Source organism: Kribbella sp. NPDC050241, from assembly GCF_044459685.1.
GTDB lineage: Bacteria > Actinomycetota > Actinomycetes > Propionibacteriales > Kribbellaceae > Kribbella.
Genome location: NZ_JBITJE010000002.1, coordinates 263756 through 283322, shown reverse-complemented (window position 1 = coordinate 283322; position 19567 = coordinate 263756). Strand labels below are relative to the sequence as shown.

15 protein-coding genes are annotated in these 19567 nt (G+C 68.1%); 9 read left to right on the top strand and 6 right to left on the bottom strand.

Features of this window, described 5'->3' with window-relative positions:
* The first annotated feature begins 181 nt into the window (after positions 1 to 181).
* Positions 182 to 1894 (top strand): glycosyl hydrolase family 18 protein, encoded by a 1713-nt coding sequence (locus ACIBG5_RS09295; RefSeq protein WP_396391044.1) that lies wholly within the window; start codon positions 182 to 184, stop codon positions 1892 to 1894.
* 28 nt (positions 1895 to 1922) lie between these two features.
* Positions 1923 to 3464 (top strand): cellulose binding domain-containing protein, encoded by a 1542-nt coding sequence (locus ACIBG5_RS09290; protein WP_396391043.1) that lies wholly within the window; start codon positions 1923 to 1925, stop codon positions 3462 to 3464.
* A 46-nt stretch (positions 3465 to 3510) separates the two neighbouring features.
* On the opposite strand, the gene ACIBG5_RS09285 is transcribed toward ACIBG5_RS09290, so the two are convergent.
* Together ACIBG5_RS09285 and ACIBG5_RS09280 are read right to left on the bottom strand one after the other, a co-directional pair.
* On the bottom strand, positions 3511 to 4266 hold the full coding sequence (locus ACIBG5_RS09285) for a hypothetical protein (protein WP_396391042.1): 756 nt from the start codon (positions 4264 to 4266) through the stop codon (positions 3511 to 3513).
* 72 nt (positions 4267 to 4338) lie between these two features.
* Positions 4339 to 5226: a LysR family transcriptional regulator gene (locus tag ACIBG5_RS09280; RefSeq protein ID WP_396391041.1), complete on the bottom strand. Its 888-nt coding sequence runs from the start codon at positions 5224 to 5226 to the stop codon at positions 4339 to 4341.
* Between the two features lie 71 nt (positions 5227 to 5297).
* Here ACIBG5_RS09280 and ACIBG5_RS09275 point away from each other — a divergent pair, with 71 nt between their 5' ends.
* Positions 5298 to 6524, top strand: coding sequence for an MFS transporter (locus tag ACIBG5_RS09275; protein ID WP_396391040.1), 1227 nt, complete (start codon positions 5298 to 5300; stop codon positions 6522 to 6524).
* Between the two features lie 4 nt (positions 6525 to 6528).
* Positions 6529 to 6978: an aminoacyl-tRNA deacylase gene (locus ACIBG5_RS09270; RefSeq protein ID WP_396391039.1), complete on the top strand. Its 450-nt coding sequence runs from the start codon at positions 6529 to 6531 to the stop codon at positions 6976 to 6978.
* Here ACIBG5_RS09270 and ACIBG5_RS09265 read toward each other — a convergent pair.
* Together ACIBG5_RS09265 and ACIBG5_RS09260 are read right to left on the bottom strand one after the other, a co-directional pair.
* Entirely contained in the window at positions 6975 to 7892 is a 918-nt protein-coding gene (locus ACIBG5_RS09265; RefSeq protein WP_396391038.1) for a helix-turn-helix domain-containing protein, read from the bottom strand. The two genes, ACIBG5_RS09270 and ACIBG5_RS09265, sit on opposite strands and share 4 nt — an antisense overlap.
* 9 nt (positions 7893 to 7901) lie before the next feature.
* The gene (locus ACIBG5_RS09260; protein WP_396391037.1) at positions 7902 to 9590 is read right to left on the bottom strand and encodes a chitinase; all 1689 of its coding nucleotides are present in this window, start codon (positions 9588 to 9590) and stop codon (positions 7902 to 7904) included.
* A gap of 422 nt (positions 9591 to 10012) precedes the next feature.
* Here ACIBG5_RS09260 and ACIBG5_RS09255 point away from each other — a divergent pair, with 422 nt between their 5' ends.
* Entirely contained in the window at positions 10013 to 10861 is an 849-nt protein-coding gene (locus ACIBG5_RS09255; protein ID WP_396392027.1) for an HAD family hydrolase, read from the top strand.
* Positions 10862 to 11120: 259 nt separating this feature from the next.
* Here ACIBG5_RS09255 and ACIBG5_RS09250 read toward each other — a convergent pair whose 3' ends face one another.
* Positions 11121 to 11900: a cell filamentation protein Fic gene (locus ACIBG5_RS09250; RefSeq protein ID WP_396391036.1), complete on the bottom strand. Its 780-nt coding sequence runs from the start codon at positions 11898 to 11900 to the stop codon at positions 11121 to 11123.
* Positions 11901 to 11924: 24 nt separating this feature from the next.
* Between ACIBG5_RS09250 and ACIBG5_RS09245 the strand changes: the two genes are divergently transcribed.
* The 4 genes from ACIBG5_RS09245 (at position 11925) to ACIBG5_RS09230 (ending at position 18026) form a co-directional block, all read left to right on the top strand.
* Positions 11925 to 14141, top strand: coding sequence for a CDP-glycerol glycerophosphotransferase family protein (locus ACIBG5_RS09245; protein WP_396391035.1), 2217 nt, complete (start codon positions 11925 to 11927; stop codon positions 14139 to 14141).
* Positions 14142 to 14266: 125 nt separating this feature from the next.
* The gene (gene argS / locus ACIBG5_RS09240) at positions 14267 to 15961 is read left to right on the top strand and encodes an arginine--tRNA ligase (RefSeq protein ID WP_396391033.1); all 1695 of its coding nucleotides are present in this window, start codon (positions 14267 to 14269) and stop codon (positions 15959 to 15961) included.
* Positions 15962 to 15979: 18 nt separating this feature from the next.
* Positions 15980 to 17008 carry an alpha/beta hydrolase-fold protein gene (locus ACIBG5_RS09235; protein ID WP_396391032.1) on the top strand — a complete coding sequence of 343 codons (1029 nt, stop codon included), beginning with the start codon at positions 15980 to 15982 and terminating at the stop codon, positions 17006 to 17008.
* 40 nt (positions 17009 to 17048) lie between these two features.
* On the top strand, positions 17049 to 18026 hold the full coding sequence (locus ACIBG5_RS09230) for a GNAT family N-acetyltransferase (RefSeq protein ID WP_396391031.1): 978 nt from the start codon (positions 17049 to 17051) through the stop codon (positions 18024 to 18026).
* Here ACIBG5_RS09230 and ACIBG5_RS09225 read toward each other — a convergent pair whose 3' ends face one another.
* Positions 18027 to 19514 (bottom strand): MFS transporter, encoded by a 1488-nt coding sequence (locus tag ACIBG5_RS09225; RefSeq protein WP_396391030.1) that lies wholly within the window; start codon positions 19512 to 19514, stop codon positions 18027 to 18029.
* Between the last annotated feature and the right edge of the window lie 53 nt (positions 19515 to 19567).

Below are 19567 nucleotides of genomic sequence, written 5' to 3'. Positions count from 1 at the left end.
ACCCGCTCCGGACAACCAACCGGATCCCTGTGGACAAAGGCTTGTCGGCTTCCCGCCAGCAGCGGGAATCCGCCACGGCGAGGCAGCGACCAACGCGTCGCGACCGGTTACCGTTCCTTTCGAAGCGTCTTTAACTAAATTTCACCGGACCGCTTCCGTCCCAGCTCCGGAGGACCTGCCCATGAGTCGATTACGCTTGCTCGCCGCCACGGCCACTGTCGCCACCACTGCCCTGATCGCTGCCGCCGGCGTCTCCCTGGCGAGCGCCGAAGCACCCCGCGCCACAGCCGCGCCGCTCGCCCCCGCAGCTACCAGCGGCGGCGTGAAGACGGCGTACTTCACCCAGTGGGGTATCTACGCCAACGCGTTCTACCCGAAGAACCTGGTCACCACCGGCGTCGCCGGCAAGTTGGACTTCCTGAACTACGCCTTCGCCAACGTCCACCCGACCGACCACACCTGCTTCATGGCCAACAAGGCCGCCTCGCAGGACGAGAACAACCCGAACGCCGGCGATGGTGCCGGGGACGCATTCGCCGACTTCGGCAAGTCGTACGGCGCGGACATCAGCGTTGACGGCGTCGGCGACGTCTGGAACCAGCCGATCCAGGGCAACTTCAACCAACTGAAGAAGCTCAAGACGCAGTTCCCCAACCTGAAGATCCTGATCTCCATCGGCGGCTGGACGTACTCGAAGTACTTCTCCGATGCGGCCTCCACCGACGCCAAGCGCAAGGCGTTCGTCAGCTCCTGCGTGAACATGTTCCTCAAGGGCGACCTGCCGGTGCTCGACGGCTTCGGCGGTCCCGGTACGGCGGCCGGCATCTTCGACGGCATCGACATCGACTGGGAGTACCCGGGCTCGCCGAACGGCCACGTCGGCAACCACTTCAGTGCCGCGGACAAGCAGAACTTCACCCTGCTGCTGGCCGAGCTGCGCGCACAGCTCGATGCCTACGGCAACCAGACCGGCAAGCGTTACTACCTGACCGCCGCCACCCCGGCCGGGCAGGACAAGATCGCCACGATCGAGACGAACAAGATCGGGCAGTACCTCGACTACAACAACGTGATGTCGTACGACATGCACGGCGGCTGGGAGGCCACCGGGCCGACGAACTTCCAGGACCCGCTCTACCAGGCGCCGGACGACCCGAGCAACCCGATCCCACCGGGCTCGAGCAAGTACTCCGTGGACGGTGCCGTGAAGGCGTGGACCACCGGCGACCCGGCGTACGGCATCCCCGGCGGGTTCCCGGCGAACAAGCTGACGATCGGATATCCCTTCTACTACAGAGGATGGAAGGGTGTTCCGAGCACAGCCAACGGCAAGTACCAGACCGCTACCGCACCGGCCGACGGACACGCGCTGAGCGGCAACGTGCCGGGCGTCTCGTTCTACAAGGAGCTCACCGGCTTCGTCGACGACCCCTCGGCCACGTACTTCGACGACGCCACCAAGTCGTCGTGGTTCTACCGCGACGGGACCTTCTGGACCGGCGACAACGCCCAGTCGATCAAGGCCAAGGCGGACTATCAGCACTGCAACGGTCTGGCCGGCGCGATGATGTACTCCCTCGAAGCACTCGACCCGAACGTCACGCTCTTCAACAACGTGATCAACGCGGTCAACGCCGACACCCCCGGCTGCAGCGGCCCGCCCACGACACCGCCGACCACGCCGCCCACCACACCGCCGACGACACCTCCCACCACACCGCCGACCACACCGCCGACGACGCCGCCCACGGCAACCCCGTGGGCGCCGAACACGACGTACGCGACCGGTGCGCTGGTGACCTACAACGGCGTCACCTACAAGTGCATCCAGGGCCACACCTCCCTGACCGGCTGGGAGCCGCCGAACGTCCCCGCACTCTGGGGCCGGGTCTGATCACGAACCGCCCACTGATCGGAGCATCATGAAACGCATCACTCTGGCGATAGCAGCCATCACCGCAGTGGTCATCGCACTGCTGACAGCACAGGCGGCGAACGCCGCAGGAGTCACCGCAGCCTTCACCAAGGTGTCCGACTGGGGCAGCGGGTTCGAAGGCAAGGTGACCGTCACCAACGGCACCACCAGCTCACTGAGCACCTGGTCGGTCGCACTCGACTTCCCGTCTGGCTACACGATCTCGAGCTCGTGGGACGCGACCAGGAGCAGCAGCGGCCAGACGCACACCTTCACCCCGCCCAGCTGGGCCGCACCGCTCGCCCCGGGCGCGACGGTCACCTTCGGCTTCAACGGCAGCCCGGGCAACTTCCCCGGTCTGGCCGCCTGCCGGCTGAACGGTGGCTCCTGCAGTGGCGGCGGTGGCGGCACCGCCCCCGGTGCACCGACCGGCCTCTCCGGTACGGCGACCTCCTCGTCGGTCAGCCTGACGTGGTCGGCGCCCAGCGGTGCAACCAGCTACAGCGTCTACCGCAACGGCACGAAGGTCGGCAGCCCGACCGGTACGTCGTACACGGACTCCGGTCTGGCGGCCAACACGACGTACAGCTATCAGGTCAGCGCTTCCAACAGTGCGGGCGAGGGTCCGAAGAGCACGGCGATCTCCGTGCAGACCTCCACCGGTGGCGGCAACACCGGTACCCGCCGGGCCGCGCCGTACCTCTACATGGGCTGGGGCGACCCGCCCAACCCGGCGACCGTGATGAATGCCACCGGCATCAAGTGGTTCACGATGGCCTTCATCCTCTCGTCCGGCGGCTGCAACCCGGCCTGGGACGGAAACCGGCCGCTGCAAGGCGGCGCCGACGCGAACGCGATCGCGCAGATCCGGGCCGCCGGTGGCGACATCGTGCCGTCGATCGGCGGCTGGAGCGGCAACAAGCTCGGCCCGAACTGCAGCACCCCGGAGGCACTGGCCGGCGCGTACCAGCAGGTCATCAGCGCCTACAACCTGAAGGCGATCGACATCGACATCGAGAACTCCGACGAGTTCGAGAACGAGGCCGTCCAGGACCGGATCCTGACCGCGCTGAAGATCGTCAAGCAGAACAACCCCGGGATCCAGACGATCCTGACCTTCGGAACCTCGACCACCGGCCCGAACTACTACGGCAACCGGCTGATCGAGCGGTCCGCGGCGCTCGGCGCGAACATCGACATCTTCACGCTGATGCCGTTCGACTTCGGCAGCGCCAACATCTACAACGACACGGTGGCCGCGTCACAGGGCCTGAACAACAAGCTGAAGGCGACCTTCGGCTGGAGCACCGCCGACGCCTACGCCCACCAGGGCATCTCCGGCATGAACGGTCTGTCCGACCAGCAGGAGATGACCACCACGGCGACCTGGCAGAACATCACCAACTGGGCCAAGAGCAACGGGCTCGGCCGGCTGGCGTTCTGGTCGGTGAACCGTGACCGCGGCTGCGCCGGCGGCGGCGTGGTCTCGAACTGCAGCGGCATCGCACAGCCCGACTGGGAGTTCACCCGGATCACCGCGGGCTTCTGACCGGCAGCGGTACGGCGGCGTACGGGGCAGGCACCTCGTACGCCGCTCAGCCGGACTTGAGCGCCTTGACTATGAGGGCGTTGCGGGCGTTCTGGCCGCGCGGGACCGAGGGGTGCAGGCCGTCACGCAGGTACAGCTGCAGACGCTCGGGCTTCGCGGCCAGATGCTCGGCCCACTGGATGATACGGAGGTTGTCGTGCCGGCGCTGTGCCTCGGCCAGCTGCAGGTTGATCCAGGCGCTGTTGCGCTGGTCGGCGACCTGGATGGCCGGACCGTACAGCGTGCGGGCCGCCTGGATGTTCACCCAGAAGACCGTGCGGTCCTCGCCGACGATCTGCATCGTCCGCTCGATCTGCGCGGCCACCGCGGGCGGCGTGAAGATGTCGTTGGAGCCGGCCGACATCAGGATGCGGTGCGGCAGGCCGTAGTCCTGGGCCCAGGTGTTCAGCGCATCGACGGCCGGAGTGACCGGGCGGCCGGCCCAGTTGTTGGCCGCGATGTTGATGCCGACCAGCGTCAGCTGCTTCGCCAGCGACCGAGCGTCCTGGAGGGCGATGCTGTCGCCGAACATGAAGACGCCGTCGGTTTCCTGCGCCCTGCGGACCTGCGCCTCGGTGGAGATCGCGTATGCCTGCCGCTCCCACGTGCCCAGCACTCCCGAGCCGTAGACACCGGTCGCGCTGGCCTCGGCGCTCGTGGCAGTCGCCGTCGCGGCCGATGCGACAGTCGACGCCGCGGCCGCCGTACTCGCTGCGAACAGCAGCCGCCGACTCGGCCTGAACGAACTGAGACGCTTCCTCACGGAGAAACTGTGCGGGGGAGAGCCCTCTCTCTGCAAGTCGACACCGCAGAAATGGGACGGACGCTACGAAAGTCAGGTGGACGTCGCGGGCCGGGAACGGACGAACGTACGGAACCGCTCGGCGGCCGGTGTGAGCTGTGTCCGCAGCCGCCACGCCATACCGATCTCCCGCCGGGCCTGAACACCGGCCAGTGGCACCGACACGGCACCGCTGTCGCTGCCACGGACCGCACCGGCCGGCAGGACGGCCACTCCGAGGCCGGCACCGACCAGACCGTCGATGGTGGCCAGGTCGGTCGCCTCGAAGGCCAGCTGCGGCGTGAACCCGGCCGCCCGGCACAGCTCCTCGCTGATCCTCCGGAAGCCGAACCCCGGTCGCAGCCCGATGAACGGCTCGTCGGCCGCCGCCGCCAGCTCCACCCGGCGCCGCGACGCGAACGGGTGCCCGGGCGGGACCTGCAGGCACAGCCGCTGCTGCTCCATCAGGTGCCAGCCGAACACCTCCGGGTCCGGCCGTGGCGCGATGATGCCGATCTCGGCCTCACCGCTGACGAGGTCCTGGACGATGTCGTGGGACGGCTCCTGCCGCAGCGCGAACCGGACGCTCGGCGCCACCTCACGGAACGCCTTCAGCAGGTCCGGCACCAGGCTGGTCGCGACCGAGTGCAGGAACCCGAGGCGGACCATCCCCGACTCCGGATCGATCAGTGCGTCGATCCGCCGCCGGGCCGAGTCGACCGCCGCCGTACCGGCCTGGGCAGCCTCGAGGACGAGCCGGCCGTACGGGTTCAGCCGGACGCCGCGATGCTCGCGCTCGAAGAGCTGGACCCCGAACGCACTCTCGACGCGCCGCAACGACCGGGACAGATTCGGCTGGCTGGTGCCCAGCGCCGCGGCCGCCTCGGTCAGATGCTCGGTCTTCGCGAGTACGGCGAACCACCGCAGGTCCTCGATGTTCATACCAAAAGCGTATCGGTAGCTGTTGGGATCGACATTTTACGTATGGTACAAGCTGTGCGACCGTCGAAGACATGCACGTCGCCCCGCAGCTGACCGAACCCGGCTACCGCCCCGGAGACCGCGAGTACCGCAAACTCTCCATCGCACTCTTCGCAGCCGGTCTGGCGACCTTCGCACTGCTCTACAGCACCCAGCCGCTGCTGCCCGAACTGGTCGACGCGTTCCACGTCTCCCCCAGCCAGAGCGCCTTCACCGTGTCCCTCGCCACTCTCGGACTCGGGATCGCTCTGCTCATCGCAGGCCCTGCCTCCGAGGTGGTCGGGCGTACCACTCTGATGCGCTGGTCGGTAGCAGCCACCTCCGGCTTCGCCGTACTCACCGCAGTCGCACCGACCTGGCACACACTGCTCGCCCTACGCGGCCTGCAGGGCGTCGCCATGGCCGGGCTGCCCGCCGTCGCGATGGCCTACCTCAGAGAAGAAGTGCACTCCTCCAGTCACGCCCGCGCCAGCGGCCTCTACATCGCGGGTACGGCGGTAGGCGGTATGACGGGTCGTCTGATCGCGGGAGGCCTCGACGACCTCGGCGGCTGGCGGGTCGCGACCGCTGGCATCGCCTTGGTCGGCGTCCTGTGTGCTGCGCTGGTCTGGCTCCTGCTGCCGTCGTCACAGAACTTCCACCCAAGCCCGGCAAGTCCACGACAGCTCCTGAAACAGACCGGTCGAGTACTGCGTGATCCGGCGTTGCTGGCCCTGTACGGGATTGCGGCTACCGCGGTGGGCGCGTTCGTCGCCGTCTACAACGGTGCCGTCTTCAGGCTGTCCGAAGCGCCGTACCTCCTGAGCTCGGGGATGGCCGGGCTGGTCTTCTGCGTCTATCTGCTCGGCTCGGTCGGCTCGGCGACGGCAGGATCGCTTGCAGACCGGTACGGGCGTCGCGTCGTCGTACCGGTCGGCTGCTTGATCACGCTGGCCGGAGTCGCGATCACTCTGGCCGCGCCGCTCCCACTCATCATCCTGGGGCTCGCAGTGATGACCGCAGGCTTCTTCGCGGTCCACGGTGTCGCCGGTGGATGGGTCGCAGTCCGGGCGCACGCCGGCGGCGGCGGCACCGGACAGGCAGCCAGCCTGTACCTCTTCTCCTTCTACCTGGGCTCGTCCGTCTTCGGCGGTCTCGCAGGTACGGCGTGGAGCAGCGCGGGCTGGAGTGGAGTCGCGCTGGAGGCCGGGGCACTGTTCCTGGTGGCACTGGTGCTGTCGATCGTCCTCAAGGGCGTTCCGAGCAAGGTGCCAAACTAGCCAGGTGACCAAAGCGACCGATGCAGCCGATCAGCTGGGCCTCAGCTACGAGGTGACCCGGCACGGACGAGTCAACTCGCTGGAGGAGGCCGCGGCCGCACGCGGCATCGAGCCGGCCCGGCTGATCAAGACGATCGTGGTGCGGCTGGCAGACGACGACTACCGGTTCGTGCTGGTCCCCGGCGACCGGGAGATCGCCTGGCCCAAGCTCCGGGCGCTGCTCGGCGTCAACCGCATCTCGATGCCGGACAAGGACACCGCGTTCGACGTGACCGGCTACGTCCGCGGCACCATCACCCCGCTCGGCAGCACCCATGCCTGGCCGGTGATCGCCGACGAGCGGATCACCGGCACCATCTCCATCGGCGGCGGCGACCACGGCGTGGGTCTGACGGTGAACGCCGAGGACCTGGCCAAGGTCCTCAACGCCACCGTCGCCGATGTGACCGACTAGACAAGTAGCCCGCGCTGGCCCGCCCGGAGGCCGGCCTGGAAACGGGTAGTGGCGTCCAGCGACTTGAGGATCCGCTGCATGCGGCGCTCCACCGTCCGCTGCGCCACACCGAGCCGCCGGGCGATGGCCTGGTCTGTCAGTCCGGCCGCTGCCAGCGACAGCAACTGCTGATCCTCGAAGCTGAGCGGACCCTCCGCGGCAGAGGGAGCCAAGGGACTCGCCTGCTTCCACAGCAGCTCGAACAACCGCAGCAGCCCGTCCAGCAGACTCGAAGGCCCGAGTTCGACCACCACATCCGGACTCGTCGGCAGCAGCCCAGTACGGCGGTCCACCACGACCAGCTTCAGCGGTACGTCGCGCAAGATCCGGCAACCCGCAGAGCGGGCAGCCACTACGTCAGTCGGCTCCGACAGCGACGCCATGTCGTAGATCGTCCGGTACGACACACCATGCGCCCGCCGTGGCTCGATCGGAACCACCGCGTACGGCGGCCGATCCAGCACCAGTACTTCGACCTGCGCACACTGCTGCGCCTGGTAGAACCGCTGAGCGATCGCCTCCGCTCCGCGGACCACCGTGAACGCGACATGCCGCGCCCGGAACTCCGCGGTCAGCACCGAGGCACCCATGCGGGCCTCGACGATCGCGGCCTGCTTCCGGAGCGCCAGCAACTCGACCGCGGCCTCCGGCACCGCCGGGACATAGCGCGCAGGACGCCCCGGCGTGCGGGAGGCCAAGCCGAGAGACAGCAGGGACCGCAGATGCCGGCCGACGCGGGTGGCCGCCCAGCCGGTGTCGTGGGACAGATCGATGGTGGTGCACTCCGGCCGGGCCAGCAGCGCCCGGTAGAGCTGCTCGTCCTCCGAGCAGACACCGAGCGCCTCCAGCACCGGAGCGGGTCGGTAGCTGTGCATGACCGCGCGTCAGGGCAGTGAATGGACGTGGGATCCGACCTGGTTGGCGAACGCGTTGCCGTTCAGCGCGTCCCAGTTGGTCGACCAGGTCATCGCGCCACGCAGCGCCGGCCACGTGGTGCTGGGCTTGAAGTTGCCGCAGTTGGTGCCCTTGGTCAGGCAGTCCAGTGCATTGTTGACGATCGTCGGCGAGACGTACCCACTTCCGGCCGCACGGGACGACGCCGGCAGGCCGAGGCCGACCTGGTCGGGCCGGAGTCCGCCCTGCAGCATGATGCAGGCCTGCGCGGTGATGAAGTCGACCGTGCCCTGCGAGTACACCTGACCGTCGCAGCCGTTCATCGAGCCGGAGTTGTAGTACTGCACGTTGACCACGGTCAGGATGTCCTTGATCGCCAGCGCGAGCTTGAAGTACTCGAACGACGTACTCTGCATGTCGATCGTCTGCGGTGCCATCGCGATCACCAGACCGCTGCCGAACTGGCTCTGCAGGCTGCGCAGCGCTTGGCCCATGTACTGCGCGTTGACGCCGTTCTCCAGGTCGATGTCGATCCCGTCGAACCCGTACTCCTGCAGGACGGCGAGCGCACTGCCGGCGAAGTTGTTCGCGGCAGTGGAGTCGCCGACCGAGATGGTGCCGTTCTGGCCACCGACCGACAGGATGACCTTCTTCCCGGCCGCCTTCTTCGCGGCGATGTCCGCCTTGAACTGAGCGACGGTGTAGCCACCGAGCCCGGCGGAGTCCAGGTTGAAGGTGATGGCACCCGGCCGGGAGGCGTCCGCGTCGGCGAACGCCACCGCGATCAGGTCGTACGCCGCCGGTACGTCGGAGATGTGCTGCACCGTCGCACCGTTGTTGAAGTTCTGCCAGTACCCGGTGAGGATGTGCTTCGGCAGACTGCCGGCCGGTGGGTTCGTCGGACCGCTGGACGTCGTGCCGGAGACGGTGGCGCCGTACGGCGAGCAGTTGCCGCTCGGGTCACACGCCCGCACCTTGAAGCTGTACGTCGTACTCGGGCTCAGACTGGTCGCGGTCCAGTTGGTCACGGCGCCGACGTTCTGTGCGGCCGACGTCCCACGCACCACGTCGTAGTGGTCGACGCCGTTCGCGTCCGACGCGGCGGACCAGTTGAGCTGCAGCGAACTCGAGGTCGGGCTGCCGACCGTGAGTCCACCGGGAGTCGACGGTGGCGTGGTGTCCGCGGTCCCGCCGGGACCGTCCAGTACGACGTCATCCACCTGGTACGCCGGGAGGCCGTACCAACCATGCAGATAGATCGTCACGGACGTGGCTGAGGCGCCGGTGGTGAAGGGAACGGTCAGCTGGCTCCAGGTACTGCTGGTGGTCCAGGTGCTGGGTCCACCGTCGACGCCCAGATAGACGTTCGATCCGTTCACCCAAGCGGACAAGGTGTACGCCGTATTGGGCTGTACCGGTATCGATTGGGAGCAACGAGCGATGTCGGATCCGCTCGGGGTGGCCTGGAGCGCGTAGCTACCGGTGCGGGCCGAGCCGGAGACCGTGCCGGCCGGGCAGGACCACCCGGAGGTGGTGCCGGTTTCGAAGGATCCGTTGGTGACGAGGTTGGTGGCGGCCGTCCCGGTCGAGGGGACCAGGACCAGGCCCGCGAGGGCGAGGAGCAGCGTGAGCAGGACGGGAATGATCGCGGCCTGGGGGCGGTGTGCAGGCAGGTTCATGGCTTACAAACTGTGACTGCGTAACTACATTGTCAAGACCCTGCATAAAGTGAACGCGCTCTCACGCTGCCAGAAAGTGAAGAATGTACAGATTCTTGACATCACCGTTGCGGAAATCCGCCGGTAGAAAGGCGACGGCCCCCGGCGGGGGGGTGACCGGGGGCCGTCTTCGGCCACGGGCTCGGGGGGAGGAGCCGGGGGCCGATCAGGAGGCGACAGTCTGCCACTGTCAGGGGGTATCTACCCCCCAAGATCGGATCTCACACATCTCGATTCGGTTGCGATCGAGCACGTGTGGACCGAGCGCCCAGGAGTGCCGATCAGGCCTCCCAAGCCAGTGTCACTGTCACACTGATCAATAGTCTAACGGGAGACCGGCCGACGCAAAAGCCCGGGCCCCTCGGCGTTTCTCTCCGATGCCTATGCTCGACCTCATGGAGCCCCTCGGGACCGCCCGGTCCGCCGCCTTCTTCGATCTGGACAAGACCATAATCGCCCGTTCGAGCACGCTCGCGTTCTCGCGGCCCTTCTATGCCGGCGGGCTGATCAACCGGCGGACGGTCCTGCGCAGCGCCTACGCTCAGTTCGTCTACCTGCTCGGCGGCGCGGACCACGATCAGATGGAGCGGATGCGGGAATACATCTCCGCGATGTGCACCGGGTGGGACGTCCGGACGGTGCAGGCGATCGTCGCCGACACCCTCCACCACATCGTCACGCCGATGATCCACGACGAGGCGGTGGAGCTGATCGAGGCCCATCACGCGGCCGGCCGGGACGTGGTGATCGTGTCGTCGTCGGGTGTCGAGGTGGTCGAGCCGATCGGCGCGATGCTCGGCGCGGACAAGGTGATCGCCACCCGGATGGTAGTTGCCAATGGCAAGTACACCGGCGAGATCGCGGAGTACGCCTACGGCCCGAACAAGGCGACCGCGATCCGGGCGCTGGCCGTGGCCGAGGGCTACGACCTCGAGAACTCCTTCGCCTATTCGGATTCCATCACCGACGAGCCGATGCTGGCCACGGTCGGTCACCCGCACGCGGTCAACCCGGACAAGGCGTTGCGGCGGCTCGCTGCCGAGCGTGACTGGCCGGTCCTCGACTTCAAGGTGCCCGTCGGTCTGGCCGAACGGTCACGTTTGCGTGAGGTACGACGTCCCGCGATGGCGGCCGGCCTGGTCGCCGGACTGGCGGCCGGGGCGTTCCTGCTGGCCTCCCGCCGGCGGTCCCGGCCGGCCTCGGACGGCCCCGGCGGCGGTCCGGAAAGCTGAAGGTTCCTTCATTGTTCTCAACTGCATGAAGACCGGGCTTCCCCTTCACAGGAAGGGTTTTCAGGAGTACAAAGGAATCACAAAGGACCTTCGGGTCCGGTAGAGATTGCACGGCAGCCAGGCACCCACGCGGCGACCAGCCCATCCCAACCGGGCAGCGCGACCCAGGCCTAGTCCTGTGGCGGCAAACAGGTGCACGCATGGTAACCAGGATGGCGTGCCAGCGACGGCGTTCTCATCAGAGAGCGCCGTTCGCACGTTACCGGGACCGGACCAGCGGGGACCATTCGGCACCGAGTGTCAGGACTTCGCAGGTCCGCAATAACCAGTCACGAACCCCGGTCAATCCTTGCGCTGCGTAGTCACTGAGGCCCGATCCATACGATCCGGCCAACTCGTAGTGACCAAGCTCCGGCACCGTGACCCCGACCGGGTCGATGCCCCGGGCAACCAACAGGCAGCGTTCGGCGGCCCGGGCGACGAGTCCGTTCGCGGTGGGGAACGGGCGCAGGACGGCCAGTTCCGCATGCACGATGCCCGCGACGACCAGGCCGGGCGCCTTGGTCGGGCGGGTCAGGTTCTGTGCCAGAGCGCTCAGCCGCTCCCACATCTCGTCCGCGGGCGGCGCCGGCGGCAGGCCCGGGATGTCGTCGGGCAGTGGCTCGCGGGTGGTTCGCAGATGGCCCAGCTGCTCGTCCGGTCCGAGGTCCGCGGCCGCCAACTGGTGCAGTCTGGTCCAGACCTGCACCGGCGCGGCGTCCACCCGTGGCGCGAGCGCCATCAACTCGCCGGTCATCCGCACCGCCCCGGTGGCCAGTCCGTCGGCGGCACCACGCCGTACCTCGTCGAGCGTCGCCGGGCTGCCGGCCAGCGCAGCGGACGCGTGGGCGCCACGCAGCAGGGCTTCGGCGGTCATGTCCGAGCCGACCTTGCGCAGACCGCGGTCCCGCAGCAGCACGTCGACCGCGTCCCGGGCCGCCCGGGCCGCCGACCCGACCCCCTCCAGCCCAGCCAGTGGCTCGAACACATCAACACTCATACCTGCACCCTAGGATGACGTGGCATGGCGCTCGGCACCGTCCCCAAGTTCAGCATCGTGGTCCCCTGCCATGCCTCCCGGGCGTGGCTGCGACCGTGCCTGGACTCGGTGCTGGGCCAGTCGTTCACCGACTTCGAGATCATCGGGGTCGACGACGCCGATCGGGACGGCTCCGGCCGGATCCTGGCGGAGTATGCCGCCGCCGATCCGCGGGTGCGGGCGCTGCACCTGGACGAGAACGTCGGTTTGGGCCTGGCCCGGAACGCCGGGCTGAAGGAGTGCCGCGGCGAGTACGTGCTGTTCCTGGACGCTGACGACCTGTACCTGCCCGGCTCACTCGAGGCGATCGCCGGCCGGATCGATGACACCAACCGGCCGGACATCATGCTGTTCGACTACGAGCGGATCTTCTGGGACGGCCGGGTGGTCGGCAACCGGCGGCACGACGCGTTCGCCCGCGAGGGCGCCGGGGTGTTCACCGCGGCCGAGCGGCCGATCTTCCTCACCTTCCTCGAGGTGGTCTGGAACAAGGCCTGCCGGCGCGACTTCCTCAGCCGGCACGGGTTCGCGTTCACGGACGGCTTCTACGAGGACGCGCCGTGGACCTACTCGACGATGCTGACCGCCGAGCGGATCGCCACCCTGGACCGGGTCGTCGTGCACTACCGGCAGCACCGGACCGGCGGCAACATCCACGCCACCGGCGGCCGCAGGCAGTGGGACATCTTCCGCCAGTACGACCGGGTGCACGCGTTCATCCAGTCCGACCCGGAGCTGGCCGGCTGGCGGCGGTTCGCCTTCGACCGGTCGCTGGACCACGTCCTCGCCGTACTGGCCAAGCCGGAGCGGATCGATCCGGACGACCGGGCCGACTTCTTCCACGCCGCGCATGCGTTCGCGAAGCGGTGGAAGCCCGATGGGTACACCTCCGACCGCACCGGACGAGGCTTCAAACGCTGGCTGCTGATCCACGACGACTACGCGACGTACTCCACGCTCAAGCTGAGCGCGAAGGTGCTGCAGGTGTCGAGCCCGCGCAAGACCGTCGGCAAGCTGTTGCACCGGGCCAAGCTGGACCCGAACCTGGCCGCCTACACCGCCTACTGGTTCAAGCAATACGCCTGCAACCCGCGGGCGATCTACGAGAAGGCGGCCGAATTGGCGCCGCATCTGCGCGGTGTCTGGGTCGTCGACTCCGACCACGTGGGCGCCGTCCCGGAGGGTGTCGAGTACGTCGTCGCGGGCTCACCGGCGTACGGCAAGCTGCTGGACCGGGCGACGTACTTCATCAGCAACATGAACTGGCCGAAGGAGCTGGAGAAGCGGGACGGGCAGATCCACCTGCAGACCCAGCACGGTACGCCGCTGAAGACGATGGGCACCGACCTGCGGCACTTCCCGCAGGCGGCGAAGGACCTCGACCTCGACGAGCTGATGCGCCAGGTCGACCGCTGGGACTTCAACCTGTCCTCGAACCGGTATTCGTCGGAGATCTGGGAGCGGACCTACCCGGCGTACTTCGAGGAGCTCGAGTACGGCTACCCGCGGAACGACCGTCTGCTCACCACGAGCGTCGACGAGGTCCGCGCGATCCGGGCGTCGTTCGGCTTCGACGACTCGCACCTCGTCGTGCTCTACGCGCCGACGTTCCGCGACGGCATCGACTCGATCCGGACACCGACCGGTGTGGTCGACCTGGGTGGCACCGGCGTCCACCTCGACCTGGACCGGCTCGCCGGAGCAGTCGGCGAGCACGGCCGGGTGCTGGTGCGGACGCACTACTCGTTGTCGACGACGCCGGAGGTCCACTCCGGCAAGGTGGTCGATGCGTCCCGGCACCCGCGGGTCGAGGACCTGATGCTGGCCGCCGACGTCCTCGTCTCGGACTACTCCTCCATCACCTTCGACTACGCGAACCTGGACCGCCCGGTCGTCCTGCTCGCCGAGGATCAGCGTTTCTACGACCGCCGGCGCGGCACCTACTTCGACATCACCGAGTTCCCGCCCGGGCTGGTCGCACGGTCACCGGAGGAGCTGCTGACGATCCTGCAGACCGGCGCATTCGCGGCGGCCGAGGCCTCCAAGCACCGGCAGCTGTTCCGGGAGAAGTTCTGCGAGTACGACGACGGCCGGGCGGCGGAGCGAGTCGTACGCCGGGTCTTCCTCGGCGAGACCGACGTACCGGCGATCGTGCCGCTGAACGACCGCTCTCCGGCAGCCTCGCCGCACGTTCATGCATAATGGCTGACATGTCGATCAGCCTGAAGTCTGTGAGCGCCCTGCGCCCCCGCTTCAGCCTGCGACGACGACGCGCTGTCTGAACACCTCAGCCCTGTTCCAGTGCGTCTCCCTCTGAAGGACCTTTCATGTCCGCTGTTCTGCCTGTCCTGGCCACCAGACTGTCCACTGCCGCCGCGGCCGCCTTCGGTCCGTCGTACGGCGAACTCGATCCCGAACTGCGGTCGGCGACCAGACCCGAGTTCGGCCACTACCAGACCAACCTCGCGCTCCGGCTGGCGAACGCCCTCGGCCGGCCGCCGCGGGAGATCGCCACACGCCTGGTCGCCGAGCTACAGGTCGGCGACCTGTGTGAGCCGCCGCAGATCGCCGGACCCGGCTTCGTCAACCTGACCTTGCGGGCCGAGACGTTGGCCGCGGCGGTCAACGAGCCGCTGACGTTCGGGCCGCGCGGCGAGCGGGTCGTCGTCGACTACTCACAGCCCAACGTCGCGAAGCAGATGCACGTCGGCCACCTGCGGTCGACGGTGATCGGTGACGCGCTCTGCAACGTACTGCGGTACGTCGGCTACGAGGTGATCCGGCAGAACCACGTCGGCGACTGGGGCACGCAGTACGGGATGATGATCGAGCAGCTCAAGGACGAGGAGCTGGACCCTGAATCCCTTGATCTGCAGGGCTTGCAGCTGTTGTACGAGCGGAGCCGGAAGCATTTCGATGCCGACGGCCCCTTCGCGGACCGGTCCAGACTGAGGGTTGTGGCGCTGCAGTCGGGTGATCCGGAGACGCGGGCGATCTGGCGGCGGATGGTCGACGTTTCGCTGGATGACTTCGAGCAGGTGTACGCGCTGCTCGGATCCGCCCTGACCCGGGACGACGTGGTCGGCGAGAGCGCCTACAACGACGATCTGCAGCCGATCGTGGACGAGCTGTCCGCGCTCGGTCTGCTGACCGAGTCCGAGGGTGCGTTGTGCGCGTTCCTGCCCGGGTTCCTCGGCCGGGACGGTCAGCCACTGCCGGTGATCGTGCGGAAGTCCGACGGCGGCTTCGGCTACAGCGCGACCGATCTCGCCGCCGTCCGGCACCGGGTGAGCACACTGCACGCCACTCGGATCGTGTACGTCGTCGACCACCGGCAGTCCTTGCACTTCGACCAGATCTTCACCCTCGCCAGGACGGCCGACTGGTTGCCGCCGACAACAACCGCCGAGCACGTCAGCTTCGGAACGGTCCTCGGACCGAACGGAAAACCCTTCAAAACAAGGGCAGGCGGCACGGTGAAGTTGACCGCCTTGCTCAACGAGGCGGTGGCGCGGGCCGATTCGCTGCTGGAGGGTCGCGACGGAGTCGACCGGCAGACGACCGCACGCGCGGTCGGCATCGGCGCGGTCAAGTATGCCGACCTGTCCAGCGATCGGGGCAACGACTACGTGTTCGACCTCGACCGGATGGTCGCGATGACCGGCAACACCGGGCCGTACCTCCAGTACGCGCATGCCCGGCTGACCCGGCTGCTCGCCAAGGCCGGCGGATCCGACGGCGAGGTGACCGACCTCAAGGACCCGGCCGAGGTGAGACTCGCACTGCTGCTGACCGGTTTCGCCGGCACGGTCGCCCAGGTCGCGGAGACACTCCAACCACACCGGCTCTGCACCTACCTCTACGAGGTCGCCGCCGCACTGTCCGTCTTCTACGAACTGTGCCCCGTGCTGACCAGCGAGGGCGCGACCAGAGCCAGCCGGATCGCACTCTGCACAGCGACCCGGAAAGTGTTGCAGGATGGACTCGGCCTGCTCGGTATCACGGCCCCAGATGCGATGTGACTCTCCCGGAGGTTGCCCATGTTGCCGTGGTCCGCGGATCTCGCCGGCCGGTTCGAGCAGACGACGTACGACAGCGCCTTGCTGCGCGGGAACCCGCTGGGTGATCCGCACGAGCGGCCGGTGCTCGTCTACCTGCCGCCGGGGTACGACGACTCGGACCGCCGCTACCCGGCGATCTACGTGACGATGGGATACACCGGGCACATCGGGATGTGGTTCAACCGGACGCCGTTCCGGCAGCCGTTCCCGGAGTTGCTCGACGCGCTGTTCGCGCCGGGCGACGTACCGCCGGCGATCGTCGTGTTCGTGGACAGCTGGACGCGGTACGGCGGCAGCCAGTGCCTCGACTCCCCCGGCACCGGGCAGTACCACTCGTACCTGTGCGAGGAGATCGTGCCCTGGGTCGACGCGAAGTACCGGACCATCGCCGACCGCGACCACCGCGCCATCACCGGCAAGTCGAGCGGCGGCTACACCGCGATGGTGACTCCGATGCTGCGGCCGGACGTGTTCGGCGCCCTGGCGACGCACGCCGGGGACGCGGCCTTCGGCGTCTGCTACACGCCGGAGTTCCCCGCCCGGGCACGGACGCTGCGCGACAAGTACGACGGCAGCTACGAGAAGTTCTTCGAGTCGTTCGCGAGCCGCGCCGGCCGGACCTCGAACGAGGACCTGCACGTGCTCGAGATGTACGGCTACTCCTCGGCATACTCGGCTGAACCCGACGGCACCGTCCTGCTGCCGTACGACGACCTGGGCAGGATCATCCCGGAGGTCTGGGAGCGCTGGCTGTCCCACGACCCGGTCGAGATGGCTCGCCAACCGCAGTACGCCGACGCGCTGCGCTCACTGCGAGCGGTCTGGATCGATGCGGGTCAGCAGGACGAGTTCTACCTCGACTTCGGCGCCACCGCGTTCCACCGGGAGGTGCAGCAGGCCGGCGTACCCGAGGAGCGTGTCCACTTCGAGCTGTTCGAAGGGACCCACGGCGGCATCGAGTACCGCTACCCGCTCGCGGTGCGGTGGCTCTGCGAACAACTGCGGTAATTCGCGTGCTCCGGCCGGAGCCACCCCGTACCTTCGGGCCATGGGGACTTTGACCTGGCCGGAGGGGATGGACGCGCGCCCGATCGACAAGGGCGACGCGGAAGCGTGGGCCGAGCTGCTCGCCGCGCGGGAGAAGGTCGATCAGGAGGGCGAGAACTACGACGCCGACGACCTGATCGAGGAGCTGGAGGACGCGCAGCTGGACACCTCCCGCGACACCGTCGGCCTGTGGGCCGACGGGCGGATGATCGGGTACGGCAAGGTGTACGCCCCGAGCTCGGTGGTGGACGTCGCCCGGATCCGGACCGAGGGCACCGTCCATCCGCAGTGGCGCCGGCAGGGACTCGGTACGGCGCTGTTGCGGTGGCTGATCCAGCGCGCGGGCGAGGTCCACACCGAGAAGCACCCGGACACGACCAGTGAGATCAACACCGCGACGATCAGCACGAACGCCGGCGCGGACCGGCTGCTGCGGACCTTCGGCTTCGAGGAGTGCCGCTACTTCTTCGACATGAAACGCCCGCTGGATGCCGCAGTGCCCGAGGCCACGCTCGCCGATGGACTGCGGCTCGCGCAGTTCGACCCGGCGATGGACGAGGACGTGCGGGTGACCCACAACGAGGCCTTCCGTGACCACTGGGGTTCGACCCCGCGGGACCCGGAGAGCTGGAAGAACTGGGTCACCGGGTCCCGCGCCTTCCGCCGAGGACAGTCGTACGTCGTCCTGGACGGTGACACGATCGCGGCGTACGTGCTCGGCTACGAGTGGGTCGCCGACACCGAGGCCACCGGGATCAAGGAGCTGTACATCGGCCAGGTCGGGACCCTGCGGGCCTACCGTGGCCGCGGGCTGGCCCGGGCCGCGCTGGCGAAGGTGCTGACCGAGGCCGTACAGGCCGGCTTCCAGCGGGCAGGTCTCGGCGTCGACGCCGACAACCCCACCGGAGCGCTCGGTCTGTACGAAGGCCTCGGTTTCGCGATTCACAGCAAGTGGATCACCTACCGTCTGCCGCTCTGATCAGACGTGTGAGTCCACGACGACCGGGTCTGGAGTCGCCTCGATCGGCTCCGGCCGGCGCCGGAACCAGTTCCAGGGGCGGACACTGACCACGATCATCGTCAGGCTCAGGACGGCGTACACCAGGGATCCGATGAAGGCCGCGTGCACACCGTCGGTGAGCACCTCGCGCGGGATGGTCGAGGTGGAGTTGCGGCTCGCCGTACCGAAGATGGTGACCAGGATGCCGAGGCCGAGCGCACCGCCGACCTGCTGGACCACGTTCAGCATGCCGGAGGCGGCACCCGAGTCCTCCGGCGCGACGCCCGAGATGGCCCGGCTGACCAGCGGGATGAAGATCATCCCGGCGCCCATGCCGAACAACAGCATCGGACCGACCACGTCGGCGAGGTAGGTGCTGTTCGCGTCCAGCTGCGTCAGCCACACCGTGCCCAGCGCGACCAGCGTGGACCCCGTCAGCATCAGCTTGGCGCCGTCGATCCGGGCGACCAATCGCGGCACCACTCGGGACGCCGTGAACAGCAGACCGGTCAGCGGCAGGAAGGCGAGACCGGCTGCCAGCGGGCTGAGCGCGAGCACACCCTGCAGGTACTGCGTCAGGAAGAAGAACATCCCGAACATCGTGCCGACCACCAGCAGCATGGTCACGTACGACGCCGACCGGTTGGCCGACCGGAACAGACGCAGCGGAACGATCGGGTGGCTGACCCGGCGCTCGACCAGGACGAACGTGACCAGGAGCACCACGCCGACCGCGAACGCACCCAGGACCTCGGCCGACGTCCAGCCGACGTCGGCGACCCGGATGAAGCCGAACACGAGCGAGGTGATGCCGAGCGTCGAGGTGAGCGCACCGGCCACATCGAACCGGCCGGTCTCCGGCGCGGTCTCGGTCAGCACCCGCCGCGCCGCGATGACCAGGCCGATGCCGATCGGCACATTGATGAACAGACCCCAGCGCCAGGACGCCCAGTCGGTCAGCATTCCGCCGAGGACCAGACCGACGCTGCCGCCGCCGGACGACACCAGGCTGTAGTACCCGAGCGCCTTCAGCCGCTCGGGACCTTCGCGATAGGTGAGCATGAGCAGAGTCAGCGCGGCTGGTGCGGCGATGGCACCGCCGATGCCCTGCAGGACGCGGGCGGCGAGCAGTAGTTCCGCATTCGGCGCGAGACCGCCGAGCAGCGAGGCAAGAGTGAAGACACTGACGCCGGTGACGAACACCCGGCGGCGACCGAGCAGGTCCCCGGCCCGGGCACCGAGCAGGAGCAGACCGCCGAACGCGAGCGCGTAGGCGTTCTGCACCCAGGACAGGCTGGACGGGCTGAAGTCGAGCGCGTGCTGGATCTTGGGCATCGCGATGTTCACCACGGTGCCGTCGAGGATCACCATCAACTGGGTGATCAGGATGACCGCGAGAACGACCCCCGGCCGCCGCGCGGGCGTGCCTGGGGTGGCGCCGGACGGCGCCGCGGCTGTTGCCGACATATTGCTCCTTACCCCGGAGGGGCTACAGTTGAGACAGAAAGCGGAGCGCTCCT

What these genes read in the sequence shown, in the direction of transcription:
- ACIBG5_RS09245 (WP_396391035.1), top strand. Translation starts at nt 11,925, where the DNA reads ATGGCGCTCGGCACCGTCCCCAAGTTCAGCATCGTGGTCCCCTGCCAT.
- ACIBG5_RS09255 (WP_396392027.1), top strand. Translation starts at nt 10,013, where the DNA reads ATGCTCGACCTCATGGAGCCCCTCGGGACCGCCCGGTCCGCCGCCTTC.
- ACIBG5_RS09225 (WP_396391030.1), bottom strand. Translation starts at nt 19,514, where the DNA reads ATGTCGGCAACAGCCGCGGCGCCGTCCGGCGCCACCCCAGGCACGCCC.
- ACIBG5_RS09260 (WP_396391037.1), bottom strand. Translation starts at nt 9,590, where the DNA reads ATGAACCTGCCTGCACACCGCCCCCAGGCCGCGATCATTCCCGTCCTG.
- argS (WP_396391033.1), top strand. Translation starts at nt 14,267, where the DNA reads ATGTCCGCTGTTCTGCCTGTCCTGGCCACCAGACTGTCCACTGCCGCC.
- ACIBG5_RS09250 (WP_396391036.1), bottom strand. Translation starts at nt 11,900, where the DNA reads ATGAGTGTTGATGTGTTCGAGCCACTGGCTGGGCTGGAGGGGGTCGGG.
- ACIBG5_RS09280 (WP_396391041.1), bottom strand. Translation starts at nt 5,226, where the DNA reads ATGAACATCGAGGACCTGCGGTGGTTCGCCGTACTCGCGAAGACCGAG.
- ACIBG5_RS09235 (WP_396391032.1), top strand. Translation starts at nt 15,980, where the DNA reads ATGTTGCCGTGGTCCGCGGATCTCGCCGGCCGGTTCGAGCAGACGACG.
- ACIBG5_RS09230 (WP_396391031.1), top strand. Translation starts at nt 17,049, where the DNA reads ATGGGGACTTTGACCTGGCCGGAGGGGATGGACGCGCGCCCGATCGAC.
- ACIBG5_RS09295 (WP_396391044.1), top strand. Translation starts at nt 182, where the DNA reads ATGAGTCGATTACGCTTGCTCGCCGCCACGGCCACTGTCGCCACCACT.
- ACIBG5_RS09265 (WP_396391038.1), bottom strand. Translation starts at nt 7,892, where the DNA reads ATGCACAGCTACCGACCCGCTCCGGTGCTGGAGGCGCTCGGTGTCTGC.
- ACIBG5_RS09275 (WP_396391040.1), top strand. Translation starts at nt 5,298, where the DNA reads ATGCACGTCGCCCCGCAGCTGACCGAACCCGGCTACCGCCCCGGAGAC.
- ACIBG5_RS09290 (WP_396391043.1), top strand. Translation starts at nt 1,923, where the DNA reads ATGAAACGCATCACTCTGGCGATAGCAGCCATCACCGCAGTGGTCATC.